The organism is Pseudooceanicola algae (assembly GCF_003590145.2).
Classification (GTDB): Bacteria; Pseudomonadota; Alphaproteobacteria; order Rhodobacterales; family Rhodobacteraceae; genus Pseudooceanicola; species Pseudooceanicola algae.
Genome location: NZ_CP060436.1, coordinates 638,374 through 652,932, shown reverse-complemented (window position 1 = coordinate 652,932; position 14,559 = coordinate 638,374). Strand labels below are relative to the sequence as shown.

At 61.3% G+C, this 14,559-nt stretch carries 12 protein-coding genes, 3 tRNA genes and 1 pseudogene; 7 read left to right on the top strand and 9 right to left on the bottom strand.

Annotated features, from left to right (window positions below; all coding sequences use genetic code 11):
- Positions 1–47 precede the first annotated feature (47 nt).
- Positions 48–1,301: a helix-turn-helix domain-containing protein gene (locus PSAL_RS03180; RefSeq protein ID WP_231388593.1), complete on the bottom strand. Its 1,254-nt coding sequence runs from the start codon at positions 1,299–1,301 to the stop codon at positions 48–50.
- Between the two features lie 532 nt (positions 1,302–1,833).
- Positions 1,834–3,057, bottom strand: a complete 1,224-nt coding sequence (hemA, locus tag PSAL_RS03175) for a 5-aminolevulinate synthase (protein ID WP_119839849.1) — start codon at positions 3,055–3,057, stop codon at positions 1,834–1,836.
- Between the two features lie 565 nt (positions 3,058–3,622).
- Here hemA and PSAL_RS03170 point away from each other — a divergent pair.
- Together PSAL_RS03170 and PSAL_RS03165 are read left to right on the top strand one after the other, a co-directional pair.
- Positions 3,623–5,011 carry a M20/M25/M40 family metallo-hydrolase gene (locus PSAL_RS03170; protein ID WP_119839848.1) on the top strand — a complete coding sequence of 463 codons (1,389 nt, stop codon included), beginning with the start codon at positions 3,623–3,625 and terminating at the stop codon, positions 5,009–5,011.
- 50 nt (positions 5,012–5,061) lie between these two features.
- Positions 5,062–5,469, top strand: coding sequence for a hypothetical protein (locus tag PSAL_RS03165; RefSeq protein ID WP_119839847.1), 408 nt, complete (start codon positions 5,062–5,064; stop codon positions 5,467–5,469).
- 54 nt (positions 5,470–5,523) lie between these two features.
- Here PSAL_RS03165 and PSAL_RS03160 read toward each other — a convergent pair.
- Positions 5,524–5,600, bottom strand: a tRNA-Asp gene (locus PSAL_RS03160).
- A gap of 296 nt (positions 5,601–5,896) precedes the next feature.
- Positions 5,897–5,973: transfer RNA gene (locus PSAL_RS03155), tRNA-Asp, on the bottom strand.
- Between the two features lie 367 nt (positions 5,974–6,340).
- On the opposite strand from PSAL_RS03155, the gene PSAL_RS03150 reads away from it, so the two are divergent.
- The 3 genes from PSAL_RS03150 (at position 6,341) to PSAL_RS03140 (ending at position 7,866) form a co-directional block, all read left to right on the top strand.
- The gene (locus PSAL_RS03150; protein WP_119839846.1) at positions 6,341–6,985 is read left to right on the top strand and encodes a DsbA family oxidoreductase; all 645 of its coding nucleotides are present in this window, start codon (positions 6,341–6,343) and stop codon (positions 6,983–6,985) included.
- 319 nt (positions 6,986–7,304) lie between these two features.
- Positions 7,305–7,436: a hypothetical protein gene (locus PSAL_RS19300; protein WP_269212596.1), complete on the top strand. Its 132-nt coding sequence runs from the start codon at positions 7,305–7,307 to the stop codon at positions 7,434–7,436.
- A 103-nt stretch (positions 7,437–7,539) separates the two neighbouring features.
- Positions 7,540–7,866: a preprotein translocase subunit YajC gene (locus tag PSAL_RS03140; RefSeq protein WP_196941897.1), complete on the top strand. Its 327-nt coding sequence runs from the start codon at positions 7,540–7,542 to the stop codon at positions 7,864–7,866.
- A gap of 379 nt (positions 7,867–8,245) precedes the next feature.
- Here PSAL_RS03140 and PSAL_RS03135 read toward each other — a convergent pair.
- Positions 8,246–8,321 (bottom strand) — tRNA-Val (locus PSAL_RS03135).
- Positions 8,322–8,368: 47 nt separating this feature from the next.
- On the opposite strand from PSAL_RS03135, the gene PSAL_RS03130 reads away from it, so the two are divergent.
- Both PSAL_RS03130 and PSAL_RS03125 read left to right on the top strand, forming a co-directional pair.
- Positions 8,369–9,148 carry an HAD-IIB family hydrolase gene (locus PSAL_RS03130; RefSeq protein ID WP_119839845.1) on the top strand — a complete coding sequence of 260 codons (780 nt, stop codon included), beginning with the start codon at positions 8,369–8,371 and terminating at the stop codon, positions 9,146–9,148.
- A 33-nt stretch (positions 9,149–9,181) separates the two neighbouring features.
- Positions 9,182–10,402 (top strand): glycosyltransferase family protein, encoded by a 1,221-nt coding sequence (locus PSAL_RS03125; protein WP_119839844.1) that lies wholly within the window; start codon positions 9,182–9,184, stop codon positions 10,400–10,402.
- A 163-nt stretch (positions 10,403–10,565) separates the two neighbouring features.
- Here the strand turns inward: PSAL_RS03125 and PSAL_RS03120 are convergent, their stop codons facing one another.
- The 4 genes and pseudogenes from PSAL_RS03120 to PSAL_RS03105 form a co-directional block, all read right to left on the bottom strand.
- On the bottom strand, positions 10,566–12,317 hold the full coding sequence (locus tag PSAL_RS03120; protein WP_119839843.1) for a sugar phosphorylase: 1,752 nt from the start codon (positions 12,315–12,317) through the stop codon (positions 10,566–10,568).
- 748 nt (positions 12,318–13,065) lie between these two features.
- Positions 13,066–14,009, bottom strand: a pseudogene (locus PSAL_RS03115) (IS3 family transposase).
- The gene (locus PSAL_RS03110; RefSeq protein ID WP_147407641.1) at positions 13,921–14,196 is read right to left on the bottom strand and encodes a hypothetical protein; all 276 of its coding nucleotides are present in this window, start codon (positions 14,194–14,196) and stop codon (positions 13,921–13,923) included. The pseudogene PSAL_RS03115 and the gene PSAL_RS03110 overlap by 89 nt, the downstream one beginning before the upstream one ends.
- Positions 14,186–14,545, bottom strand: coding sequence for a hypothetical protein (locus PSAL_RS03105; RefSeq protein ID WP_119839841.1), 360 nt, complete (start codon positions 14,543–14,545; stop codon positions 14,186–14,188). The genes PSAL_RS03110 and PSAL_RS03105 overlap by 11 nt, the downstream gene beginning before the upstream one ends.
- Between the last annotated feature and the right edge of the window lie 14 nt (positions 14,546–14,559).

Below are 14,559 nucleotides of genomic sequence, written 5' to 3'. Positions count from 1 at the left end.
GGCTATTTATCCGAAAGGATGGTAAAGACCGGGTGAAGACCCACCGATCAATCGGTGATCGGCAGACCGTCGATGTTCGCTTCGGCCACGGCAACGACGCGGGCCGCTTCGGGGTCGAGGGTCAGATCAGCCAGCACGAAGCTTTCTTTCAGGTCCTGCGGAGCGAGGCCAATATTGCGCACCGCCGAGGTGCCTTTGCCGGCGGGGCCGTAAAGCTCTCCGTCGACGCTGAAATAGACCGAACCGGCCATGCCGGCGCGTAGGATCGGCGCATCTTCGGAGTTTGGCAGTTGGAAGGTTTCGCCCGCATCCATGATCTTTTCAAAGATGATCGAACCATCGACGGATTGAACCCGCACCCAGGCCGGACGTACCGCCAGCAGCGAAACACCCGGCGGCACATCGGTTACGACCTGCGGAACCGGGCTTGCTTCGGCTGGGTGCAGGCCGGCGACCATCTCTCCGGCTGTGCTATCGGCCGGCAGCGCGGGCGCCGTGACCTCGGGGCCGGCGGCGAAGGTACCGATCTGGGATGGGTTCAGCGTGGAAATCGGGGCATCGCGGGACACGACGACCGGCACATCCAGCGCCTTGGGACGATAGAGCCTGTCGAGGCCTTCGCCCTGGGCCACGTAAAGACCTGCGGATTGCTGCCCGGCGACCGGATCCTCGATCCGGCGGGTCGCCCCGGCCAGTGGATCCAGGTCCGCCAGCACATCGGGCCGGTTTTCCACGGGCGCAAACTGGACCCGCTGAATTTCATTGAGAACCGCGTAGCCCCCGTACCCCAGCCCGCCAATCACCGCGAGCAACACAAGGGCCGAGCCGATGGCCGCCGGTTCGATCCGCGACAGCATGCTGTCGCCCTGCGGGATGAAGGGTGTCGCCGGTGCGGTGAAGGGATCGCGGGCCTTGAAAGCGCCAACACGGGGCGTCTCGTCTGCGGCAGTCGCCTTACCCACGGCGGTCTCGGCGCGCGACATCTGAGGGGCGCGGTCGCGGCGAGCGCTGTCCTTGCGGCCCTTGTCGCTGCGCACTCGCTCCGGTTTGCGGGGGGCGCTGTCGAAACTTTTCCCGTTGGCGGAAACAAAACCGCTTTCGGCACAGAACTTGCGGAAGGTTTCATCCGGGTCCATGCCGAGATAGCGCGAATAGGACCTTACATAGCCGGCGATGAAGCCCGGCGTATCAAACGCCTGAGGGTCACAGTTTTCGATGGCGGCAATGTAATTGGCCTTGATGCGCAGCTCTCTTTGCACATCAAGCAGGGATTTCCCGAGCGTCGCACGCTCCCCACGCATGACGTCTCCGAGACGGATCTCGAAGTCATCAAAACTTTTCGGTCTGTTGCTTGCCTGATCGGTATTTTGATCCGGACGTGCCAAACGCCGTGCCATGCCGCTGCCCCATATGCGAACCGGTAGCTCGATGATCCCCCGATTCGAGCCCCCTTCTTTGTTAATAACAGGCTAACACGTTTCAAGGAGATTTGCGGATATCCGACCATATCGCTTGAACCGTGGGCACATTATCGCCAACCGAACCCGTTAAACGTGAGAGCCTCTACCAAGCACCACTTTAGCGCGAAACCTTCGCGCATTCAAACCTTACCAAGCGTCTATGACCGCGCTCTTAATTAATCCACACGATTTCATTGGATTCCTCAAGAATAACGTCCATTTCATGACCCGAGACCCGGACCAGACGGTGTCGCCCTGCCCTGCCCCATTACCCCTCCAAATCATTGAAGGATGGTTAACAGGACCTGTCAAAATGGCCGCCCAGGGCACCCTTTTGACCCGGTCTGTTGACCAGGAGCCCAGGAACATGGGTTCAGCCAGCCAATTCCTGACGGTTCAGCGCGCAATGCGACCAGAGCGCATCCATGGCGCGGATCAGCTTGCCGGTCTCTTTCGGGCCGTGCACCGGCGACGGGGTAAAACGCAGCCGTTCCGTCCCACGCGGCACGGTGGGGAAGTTGATCGGCTGCACGTAGATCCCGTGATCGTCCAGCAGCATGTCCGACAGGACCTTGGTATGCACCGGATTGCCGACCATCACCGGGACGATATGGCTGCCGTGGTCAATCAGCGGCAGGCCCAGGGCCTTGAACCGCGTCTTGAGCACCGAGGCGCCCTCCTGGTGGCGGTCTCGCAAGGCCTGATCTGACTTCAGATGCCGGATCGAGGCGGCACAGCCCGCCGCCACCGCCGGCGGGATCGAGCTGGAGAAGATGAAGCCCGGCGCATAGCTGCGCACCGCATCCACCATCCGTGCCGAGGCCGCGATATAGCCGCCGAGGACGCCAAAGGCCTTGGCCATGGTGCCGTTGATGATGTCGATCCGGTGGGCCAGGTTGTCGCGTTCGGTAACCCCGCCACCGCGCGGGCCGTACATGCCGACCGCGTGGACCTCGTCGATATAGGTCAGGGCGTTGAATTCATCCGCGAGGTCGCAGATCGCCTCGATCGGGCCGAAATCACCGTCCATCGAATAGATCGATTCAAAGGCGATCAGCTTGGGCGCGGCAGGATCGTCGGCTTCCAGCAATTCGCGCAGATGGTCCACGTCATTGTGCCGGAAGATCCGCTTGGCCCCGCCGTTGCGCCGCACACCCTCGATCATCGAGGCATGGTTCAGCGCGTCGGAATAGATGATCAGGCCGGGGAACAGCTTTGGCAGCGTGCTGAGCGTCGCATCGTTGGCGACATAGGCCGAGGTGAAGACCAGCGCGGCTTCCTTGCCGTGCAGATCGGAAATCTCGGCTTCCAGCGCCTTGTGGTAAAGTGTCGTGCCCGAAATGTTGCGTGTCCCGCCCGAACCGGCCCCCGCCACGTCCAGCGCATCATGCATGGCCGACAGGACCGCCGGATGCTGGCCCATGCCGAGGTAGTCGTTGCCGCACCAGACCGTGACCGGGGTCTCGGTCCCATCGGGACGGCGCCAGGTCGCATGAGGAAATTTCCCCTTGTGCCGCACGATGTCGATGAACGTGCGATAACGGCCTTCTTCATGCAGCTTGCCGATGGCCTGGTCCAGTTGGGCTTCGTAACTCACGGGCTACCCTCTTCTTGCTTCGTGGTGCCGGTCCTTCGCAGTGCCGGTCGGGCCTGTCTGATCTATCATCTCCGTTCCGGGTTTGGCCAGATCCCGATTTGGAATGGATGTAATCTGGAATGGCCATAAGTCGTTTCGGGCCGAGCCGACACAGTACAAATTGCCGCCCCCCTGCGGCCTTGACCCAGATCAATCCTGCCCGCTGATCGGGCACCCCCAGTCAGCCGCCAAAAAATTATGCAAGACCAGCGTACCTCCTCGCCAAATACAGCTTTGGTACTTTACGAACTTCCGTAAGGGCAACAAATCTTTACTCCATATTTATAAATGAATTTCATCATTTTTTTCCAGCCTGCTTTTCATGACCTAGCCTTTTCCCCGTCGCCCCCCACCCCATCGGGTAGGAGGCGACGGGGCCCTCCTCCTGCTTCCGCGCCCTTCTGCAAATGACGTTGAGACGCGGGCCCCAGGTCAACTTCCCGTGATCACAGGGGCGCTAGGCGCTGGCTGGACACCGGACCTGCCGGTGCTACGGTCGCCGCAGCCATGAACAGGAGTCTTTTCCATGTCCCTTGAATCCGTCCTTGCACGCATCGATTCCGATCTTCCGGCCGCGACCGACCGCCTTCTGGAATTGTTGCGCATCCCGTCGATCTCGACCGACCCCGCCTTTAAGGACGCCTGCCAAAGTGCGGCGGACTGGCTGGTCGCGGACCTGACATCGCTTGGCGTCCGCGCCAGCAAGCGGGACACACCGGGCCATCCGATGGTGGTCGGCCATGTCGAGGGCCCCGAAGGTCAGGATGTGCCGCACCTGCTGTTCTACGGGCATTATGACGTGCAACCGGTCGATCCGCTGAACCTCTGGGACCGCGACCCCTTCGATCCGGCGATCGAGGACACGGCCAAGGGCAAGGTGATCAGGGGCCGCGGCGCAGCCGACGACAAGGGCCAGTTGATGACCTTTATCGAGGCCTGCCGCGCCTGGAAGGCCGAACATGGCGCCCTGCCCTGCAAGATCACCTTCTTCCTGGAAGGCGAAGAAGAATCGGGCTCGCCCTCCCTTGTCCCCTTCATGCAGGAAAACGCCGAAGAACTGACCTGCGACCTGGCGCTGATCTGCGACACGGGCATGTTCAACCCCAGCACTCCGGCGCTGGTTACCATGCTGCGCGGCCTGCTGGGTGAGGAACTGACCATCACCGGCCCCGCAAAGGACCTGCATTCGGGCATGTACGGCGGCATCGCGCGCAACCCGATCCGGGTGCTTTCCTCGGTGATCGCGAACCTGCATGACGCCGAAGGTCGCGTCACCGTGCCGGGTTTCTACGAAGGCGTGCCGGACCTTGACCCCGAACTTAAGGCCCAGTGGGACGGCCTTGATTTCGAGCCGGAATCCTTTCTGGGCGAAGTTGGCCTGTCACAGCCCGCCGGCGAAACGGACCGCAGCGGGCTGGAACAGATCTGGTCGCGCCCGACCTGCGAGGTCAACGGCATCTGGGGCGGCTACACCGGCGAAGGGTTCAAGACCGTCCTGCCGTCCAAAGCCCAGGCCAAGATCTCGTTCCGGCTGGTGTTCCAGCAGGATCCGCTGAAGATCCGCGAAAGCTTCCGCGCCTACGTCCAATCCATGCTGCCGCCCGATTGCACGGTCGATTTCCACGGCCATGGCGCCAGTTCGGCCGGGATCATGGAAACCTCTGCCCCCAGCTTTGAACAGGCCCGACAGGCTCTGTCGGACGAATGGCCCGAAGCGGCCGCCTATGTCGGTTGCGGCGGCTCGATCCCGATTGCCGGGCACTTCAAGAAGATCCTCGGCATGGATGCGATGCTGATCGGCTTCGGCAATGACGACGACCAGATCCATTCGCCCAACGAGAAATACGATCTTAACGCCTTTCATAAAGGAATGAGAAGCTGGGCCCGCGTGCTTGAGGCGTTGACACGGGGCTGATCGCCGCCCCCGTCGCGCCCTGCCATGGGCCACCCTGCAAGGAGGAGCCCATGGCCTTCGACATTGAAGAAGAATTCGCCGCCCGGATCGCGGCCATCGAGGCAGAGCCTCAGGCCTCCACCCCGCTCGACCAGGTGCGGCGTGAGATCCTGTTTATCCGCGATGTTGTCCATACCACCGGCGCCGAACGCAACGATCAGATGCGCGGCCTTGTCCAGATCGAGGTCGATGGCACCGCCAGCCCCAACAGCACGGTCGAACGCGGCATCATCCGATTTCGACCCCGAGCGGAGCTGAAGCCGCCCTATTTCAAACAGAAAGATCGCACGATCCGGGTCTGGCTGGACCTCAATCACCTGCAGCACGTCAGCCTGCAACTGAGCCACCGCAAACGCTGGCTCTGGATCGGTACCTGGCCCGACGGCTATACTTATGCTGACCTGCATTCGCGGCCCTGAGGCCAGGAATGATGGCCCCAAAATGGTGAATAACCATTTGATCTGTAAGGAAAGTGGCGCGGTTGACGGGGCTCGAACCCGCGACCCCCGGCGTGACAGGCCGGTACTCTAACCAACTGAGCTACAACCGCGCGTGAGGGGCTGGATAGACCGAGCCGCAGGGACCGTCAATGCAAAAAGTCTCCGCCTGACCGGTTTTTCGCAAGCCCTTGATCCGTCCCGAAGGAGACCCCGAAATCCACGGCCATCCACCCGCGCGTTCGTCGTGTCTGCTTCCAGGGACATGAGATGGCGGGCGGGGTGTCGCGCCTGGGCGCGCGCGCGCTGCGTCGACAAGTCCCCAAGGAAGACAACCGGAAAAACGGATGGAACACCAAATGAAAAAGCGCCCAGGACCGAAGGGTCTGGGCGCTTTCATCTACGGCAGTGGCGCGGTTGACGGGGCTCGAACCCGCGACCCCCGGCGTGACAGGCCGGTACTCTAACCAACTGAGCTACAACCGCGCATCTGCCGTGGGGGGGCTTCTAGGCTGTGGCCGGTCGAGCGTCAAGACGAAATTTCGGCTTTTTGTTCGCCCGATGATCAGGCCACCCGAACGCCCCGCCTTCCCCGGCAATCCATGCGATCCGCGCGCCCCACCAAAGTCGAATTCAACGCCAGCAGCACCCGCCAAGACGCGGCCCGGGTTCGCGCATGGTGCGCCTCAGTTCCGGAACGAAACGGGTGCGCCCTATGGAAAATCGCCGTACCGCGTCCTATTTTACTCCCGAATACTGCCGAACCGCATCCTCAGCGGGTCGAAATCAATGATCTACGGCCTTGGCTTGGCGAAGACCGTCATGTCACCTGCCCGGAACGGAACTTGTGAAAATGACCAATCCCCTTCGTATCGATATCGTCTCCGATGTAATGTGCCCCTGGTGCATCATCGGCTACCGGCAACTTTCCCGCGCGCTGGAGGCTTCCGGCACCGAGCATGAAATCCACTGGCATCCGTTCGAGCTGAACCCCCAGATGCCTCCGGAGGGCCAGAATACCCGCGAACATATCGCCGAGAAATATGGCAGCACGCCAGAGCAATCCGAACAATCGCGCCAGCAGATGAAGGCGCTGGCCGACGATCTGGGATTCGACTTCCAGTGGACCAGGGACTCGCGCATGCATAACACCTTCAACACGCACCAACTGCTTCATTGGGCCGGTCTGCAGGGCCGCAAACATGATCTGAAAATGGCGCTGTTCACCGCGCATTTCACCGATCAGCGCAACCTGTCCGACGATGCCGTGCTCGCCGATGTTGCCGCTGAGATCGGTTTGGAGCGCGATGAGGCCGCCGCGGTGCTGGATGATCAGCGCTTTGCCGATGAGGTCCGCAGTGCCGAGCAGTTTTGGCAGCAGCAGGGCATTTCCGGCGTGCCGGCCGTCGTATTTGACCGCAAGCACCTGGTGACCGGCGCGCAGGGCGTGGACAATTACACCGGCATCCTGGCGCAACTCGCCGAGATGCGAGGTTAGCGACCGCTACGGGGCTCTGTCCCGTACCTCCGCGGAGGGATAGCGCGATCTCGGCCTTGCCACCGGGACCGGAGGGCGAGGCCCCATCATTCCCCACGCCCTTCCCAAGGTTCAGGCAGCTGGCAAACTCACTTGCGATATCCGGCGCAAGGGCGACCGGGTGGATGATGCGGGTGTGGGACGGGGTCAAACGGATTCCCTTGATCGCCGTCACCACGGCGCCTGCCAAGTCGGTCATCCCCGCGGGCCATCGGCTGAAGTGCTTGGACGGTGACAAGACCAACACCAACCGTCGAATTGGAAGCTGATACCGATCGCCATGGCGCCCCGCCTGAACGGGCGCTTCGGACGCGGCTATGACCATGCCCCTACCGAGGTCAAGCCAGCCATCATGGCCGTGACCGAGCTGGAGCATGCGGCGCGTGAGGCGCGCAAGAGAGGCCAGGAATGATCCGCACCTGCGCCATGCGCGGCTGCGCAAACGTCCTCAAACCCGGCAATCGCTCTGGCGTCTGCTACCGGCACAGCCACAGCGCCAAGTGCCGGTGCGACAAATGTCCGGTTCGACGAGCTGCGGCGCGGCCCGCGCCGTGCCACTAATAACGGCCGGTTTGGGCCGAAGGTGCACGAACGCCCCTGGCCCCCCAGAGAACCGCGCCCTTGATTTTGCTAGATTCTTTGCGCAACAACTTATGCACCCGAAAACAGAAGAAGCGACAGAGACCAGCGTGCTTAACAACATCGGCCTGCCGGGCCTCTTGATTATCGTACTTTTGTTCGGCTTGCCTATCTTTCTGATTAGTCGCTCTAGCAAACGCAAAGCTGCTGAGCGGAAACGTATGGCAGACGCTTTGGAGGAAATCGCGAAAGCGAAGAAGTAGATTAGGGCATCGGTGCGAATAGCCGGGCCGCTGAGGAAACCCGGTAGTAGCTGCTACTTATCCTGGTAGCCCGAAGGACCCGCGCAGCGAAGAGAAGTTGACGTTTGTCGTGTTGGTCACGAACGTCCGGCTCAGGGCCGGAATGCGTGGGCCTGCGAGATGCCGGATACCCTTAGTCAACCTGCCACCCGGGATGGACCAGAGTAGACGCCTCGAGGGCGGTGCCGACGGCCGCTTCGAACCGTTGATTTGAGGCCGGATTTGGATTCGCCTCGACTTGCAGAAGTGTCAAACGTTGGTAACTTGGTTCACAAAACCTAGGACCACTTCGAAAAGACGCGAACGTTCGAGATATAATAAATAATATCAAAGGCTTGAATGGTGGGTGATGAGGGACTCGAACCCCCGACATCTTCGGTGTAAACGAAGCGCTCTACCAACTGAGCTAATCACCCGCCGGACGCGCTCTAGCGCATGACCGGCATGCTGCGCAAGAGGTGTCATGACCCAGCCCCCCTTCATTGTCTTCACCGACCTCGACGGAACCCTGCTGGATCATGCCAGCTACAGCTATGATGCCGCCCTGCCCGCGCTTGCAGCGTTGAAGGACCTCGGTGTGCCCGTGATCCTGGCCTCTTCCAAGACCGGTCCCGAGATCGCGGTGCTGCGCGATGAACTGGGCCTCGCCGCCTGCCCTGCCATCGTCGAAAATGGCGCCGGGCTGCTGCCCGCCCATGCCGCACCAGAGGTCGGGGGCCACGCCTACCGCGATCTGCGCCGGGCGCTGGATGTGCTGCCGCCCGCACTGCGCGGGTCCTTTCGCGGGTTCGGCGACCTCGGCCCCCACGGGGTGGCGGAAAACGCCGGCCTGCCGCCTGAACAGGCCGCGATGGCGTGTCGACGCAGCTTTTCTGAACCGGGGATCTGGTCGGGCAGCGCCGCAGATGAGGCCGCCTTTGTCGCCGTCCTGGCCAAAAGCGGAATTTCCGCGCGGCGTGGCGGGCGTTACCTGACCCTGTCCCATGGAGGCACCAAGGCCGACCGCATGGTAGAGGTCGCCGCGCAGTACGGCGCCGGGCGCAGCGTGGCGCTTGGCGATGCGCCCAATGACGCCGAAATGCTGGCCTCGGCCGATATCGGTATCGTCATCGCCAATCCCCATGGCAATGCCCTGCCCGATCTCGCGCAGATCGCGCGGGGCGAAATTCGCCGAAGCACGAAATTCGGTCCTGAAGGCTGGAACGAGATGATGCTGCCGCTACTATCAGAGTGGGCGCTATAGTCCCGCACCCGTTTTTCGCACAGGAGGCCCCCGGTGGCTGATTTTCACCAGAACGGCAATATCGCCACCATCCACAATCTGCGCACCCGCTCGGACGAGGATATCAGTCGCGAATTGCAAAGCTATGCCGCGACCCGCAAGATCAGCCTGGTCCTACCGTCGCTCTTTTCCGAACTGGAAGGCGACGCCCTGCCCAACATCCTGGAAGAACTTGCAAAAGTCCCCTACCTGCACCGGATCGTCATCGGCCTTGATCAGGCGAACGAGGAACAGTACCGACACGCTCGCAAGTTCTTTTCGGTCCTGCCCCAGACCCATGTGGTGATCTGGAACTCCAGCCCCCGGATGCTGGAAATCCAGGACCGGCTGGAAAAGCTGGGCCTTGGCCCGATCGAGAACGGCAAGGGCAAGAACGTCTGGGGCTGCCTCGGTTTCCTGATCGCCTGCGCGGACAGCTCGGTGGTGGCGATTCACGATTGCGATATCGTCACATACGAAAAGGAAATGCTGGACCGGATGGTCTATCCGGTCGCCAACCCGAATTTCCCCTATCAACTGTCCAAGGGGTATTACGCGCGGGTCGGTGACGGCAAGATCAATGGGCGGGTCAGCAGGATGCTCGTCTCGCCGCTGCTGATCGCGCTGAAGCGTACCATCGGGGATCGCGATTACCTCGATTTCCTGCGCGCCTTCCGGTACCCGCTGTCGGGCGAAATGGCGATGCGGACCGGCATCCTGCCGGATTTGCGCATCCCGTCCGACTGGGGACTTGAGATCGGAGTGCTGTCCGAGGCCTGGCGCAACCTGGCGCCGAAATCGGTCTGCCAGGTCGAGATCGCCGACCATTACGACCACAAGCACCAGGATCTGAGCGCCGAGGACAAGAGCCGCGGCTTGTCGCGCATGTCCATCGACATCTGCAAGGCCATGTTCCGCAAGCTGGCCGCCGATGGCACGGTCTTCAACGAAGAAGTCTTCCGGACCCTGAAAGCGACCTATTATCGCTCGGCTCTGGATGTGCTGGATTGCTATTACAACGATGCCAAGGCCAACGGGCTCTACCTCGACCGGCATTCCGAGGAAAACGCGGTCGAACTATTTGCCGACAACATCATCACGGCCGGGCAGATGTTCCTGGAAAAGCCATCCGAGACACCCTTCATCCCGACCTGGAACCGGGTGCACTCGGCTGATCCAGACCTGATGACGGATATGCTGAAGGCCGTGGCGGAGGATCTGAAGGAATACGCCTGACATGTTGCGGCGGGGGTTCGGGGGGATCTGCCCCCCGGACGCGTCTCGTCTTGCCACAGGATCCGGGGGCACTGCCCCAAGTTGCTGACGCGCTTTTCCCCGAAGTATCTTTGACAGGATGAAGACTCACCGGGGCTGCGATCAGCCCCGGTGCATGGCCCGGCTAGCCGCGGTTGGTGATCCAGCGGCATTGGTAGGGCGCGAAGGGGATCATCTTGCCTTCGGGCAGGATCTCCTCGCCGCTCAGCAGGTCGACCCAGGCTTCGCCGTCGATCAGGTTGATCTCCAGCGGATCGATGGTGATCGCATCGGCCGAGACATTGTGGATCGCAAAGATCGACTGATCCCGGTCAAGGCTTTGACGCCAGATGCCGAAAAGGCGGTCGTCGAGCTGTTGCAGGGTGAACTGCGTCGCATTGGGGTGGAAGCCGCGCTGGCGACGACGGATCCGGATGCGGCGGGAAAGCTCTTCCAGGATGATATGCTGTTCCGAGGTAGGATCGGCAAGACGGTCCTGAAGCTCGGTATATTCCCAGCGGTGACGGTTGATGGCCCGGTTCTGGCCGCTTTTTTCCACGCCCTCGACATCGTTGCGACAGCCCAACAGGGAATGGATGTAGAAAGCGGGAATGCCTTCGAGCGCCATCATCATTGTCTGGGATGCGAGGAACCGCGTGATCTGGTGTTCGTCCGGTCCCGCGAAGGTCCCCGCCATGGCGCTGAACCAGGTGATATTCAGCTCGTAGGGGGATTCGCCGCCATCGGGCAACGCCCGCATCGACACCTTGCCACCGAACTGGCGCACCGCGTCGATCACCGCGCTGGTATCGTCGGGCGACAGGATGCCTTCGGCCGGACGCATGCCGATCCCGTCGTGGGAGGCGGTAAAGTTCAGGTAGGCACAGCCCAGTTGCGCCGGCGGCATCGCCCCCTGCCAGCGGATCAGGTATTCCGCCGTCCCCGACAACATCGCGTGCAGGATCAGTGGCGGCAGCGAGAAGTTGTAGACCGCGTGGGCCTCGTTCCGGTTGCCGAAATAGCTGAGGTTCTCGCGGTTGGGCACATTGGTTTCGGTCAGCAGGATCACAGGCTCGCTGGCCCAGTCCGCAAACAGCCGCATCATGCGCACGATGGCATGGGTCTGGGGCATGTGGATCGACTTGGTGCCGATTTCCTTCCAGATGAAGGCCACGGCATCCAGCCGGACGATCCGCACCCCATTGTCGATATGCAGGCGCATGACGCGCAGGAATTCCATCAGCACTTCGGGGTTGCGGAAATCGAGGTCGACCTGATCGTGACTGAAAGTGCACCAGACATGCTTCGGCCCGCGGCTGGTCTTCACTTCACGCAGCAGCGGATGGGTCCGCGGGCGGACAACGTCGGACAGGTCGTCTTCGGGCGATGCCTCGAAGAAGAACTTGTCGTAGGGCGGATGCCCCTGACGGTAATCGTTGAACCAGGCCGAGGAGCTGGACACGTGGTTCAGCACCAGATCCGACATCAGCAGGAACTCCGAGCCGATGCGTTGAATATCCGCCCAATCGCCAAGGATCGGGTTGACCGCCCGGTAATCGGTCACCGCGAAACCATCATCCGAGGTGTAGGGAAAGAACGGCAGGATATGCACGCCGTTCAGCACGCCGGTCAGGTGATTTTCCATGAAATCCCGCAGCAGATCGAGCGGCTTGTAGCGCCCGTCCACGATGGAATTGCCATAGGTGATCATCATCGCGTCGCGTTCCGACCATTGCCGGTTGCCGGGGACGCGGCCCCGTTTGCGGCGCTCGGTCCCTTCGGGCCAGAAGGCCTCTGTCAGGCCTTTCGCCAAAATCTTGCTGTCATGTTCCGGATAAATCTGCCGGACAAGCGCCTTCAGCCGGTGCTGAAACGCCGAGGAGGTTTCGGAACCCATAAATCAATTTCTCCTGCGCCTATGCCTCAGACTTTCCAGACTGGCCCGGAAGTTTCAAGCAGAGGATTGTCCGCGCGCCGCCTCAAATTCGTCTAATTAACTGTTTTGTCGCACAAAAGGCAGGCAGCCGGCGGAATGCACAAAGCCATGCAGCGCAGCGCAACCCTGACAAGAGCGTCCCCGCAAGGGTATCGCACCGGGAGCCCCTGACCTGCCGCTTCTCAAACAACTCCTGAAACGCCCCCAAAACGACATCAGCGCGCCGGACGAAAAGTCGCGGCGCGCTGAGCGAAATCTGGTGGGTGATGAGGGACTTGAACCCCCGACATCTTCGATGTGAACGAAGGTCCCGCCAGCCAACCTATTGATGTTTCGGCCAAGGCCCTCTTTTTAAAAGGCTCCGAAACCCCGTTCTGCCAATGTTCGCAGGTTCACGTAGGTTCATTGAACTGGGGAACGCTTCGTAGATCCGCCATCCGTAGCCGCCTCGGGGTCTGCCGTATCCCAGAAGATCCGCATATCCACGGCACCCCGTTGCCCGCACCGCCCGCACTTCGCCGCGGGCAGCACCCGGTCACGCGTCATACCCTCGAAGCTCGGGATGGCACGGGTCGCCTGGTGGCCGCAGGCGCACTGGATCCAAAGCATGGCCGGCATATGGTCAGTCCTCCTATCTTGAACCACGCCGGGTTTGCCGGAGACCAATTGCTTCACTTTATGCGACCATATCGAGCCCGGCACGCTGCGCTTAGTAGTTGGCTTCAGCCTCTACAGGCGGGATATTCCCGATGGGTTCAAGCAGCCGACGGTTGTTGAACCAGTCCACCCATTCGAGGGTCGCCATCTCAATAGCCTCGAGGTTTTTCCAAGGACCACGACGGCGAATGACCTCAGTCTTGCAGAGGCCATTGACCGTCTCGGCCAGGGCGTTGTCGCAGCTGTCTCCGACGCTGCCGACTGAGGGCTCGATGCCAGCGTCAGCCAGGTGTTCAGTGTAACGGATGGAGACGTATTGGGACCCGCGATCGCTGTGACGCACCAGGCTGCCGTCCCCATCGGGGCGTCGTTTGTAGAGCGCCTGCTCCAACGCATCCAGAACGAAGTCCGTCTTGGCCGACCCTGACACCCGCCAACCAACGATGTGGTTGGCAAATTTGTCGATCACGAAGGCCACGTAGACGAATCCGGCCCAGGTTGAGACGTAGGTGAAGTCGCTCACCCACAGCATGTTCGGTGCCGGTGCTCGGAAGTGGCGGTTCACCTTGTCTTCGGACATGGTGGCGCTGTATCGCTCTGCGTGGTCTTGAGAACCTTGCCACGAACGGCCCCACGCAGCCCGATCTGGGTCATGAGCCGCGCCACCGTGCAACGGGCGACATCGAAGCCTTCCCGTCTGAGTTGATGCCAGGCTTTGCGCAGGATCTCATTCGCTTGACGCAACTCACGGTTCTCGCGTTCAAGTAGCTTGATCCGATCCCGCTCATCGCTGGTCAAGCCACCCGCAGCACCAGCGTCCTTCGCCGCCTTCCTCAGCCAGACTGCAAGCGTCTGCGGAATACAGCCGATCTTCGGTGCAATCGTCGCTATCGCGGCGCCCTGCGTTTCATAGGAACTCTGGTGTTCCAGCACCATCCGAACCGCGCGGGCGCGGACCTCCGGTGAATAGCGGTTGGCTATCGTGCTCTTTTCCATGACTCTCATCCTTCTCAGGTTTCAAGTCTCCGGCAAACCCGGCGCGGTTCATATCGACTTGATACCAACCCTCAACCTGGCGCGAACCTGCGGCGGCGATGACCTTCTCGCGGTGCAAGCCCTGCCCGCTGACCGTCCGCGCATCAACGAACAGGTGATCAGCAACGTCTTTCGCTTCATCGGCCACGGACGCGCTCCTCGTACCGGCTAAGGTCAGAATAGATGTCCATCATGTTGTCGGCTAACTTCGTCAAGGTCGTTTCGTGCTTCCTTCGGACCGCCACTTGTGCAGCGCCGAATTCGCGCGCGTCGTAGTTGCTACAAGGAACATCGAAGAAATCGCTTAGCTCAACAAGCAACTCCCGTGCCGATTTGCACTCCCGTGGCAATGAGGGGATCTCGATCAGCGACATACCCTCATCCCAAGCCAGAGGTAAACGCACACGGAGACCCATCGGATTGACACAGAGGATGTGGATCGACTGCCAAGAAAGCTGGCAGGCATACGCAACACCGGACGGGAATTCAAGCAACATAGCCCTGCTCCTAT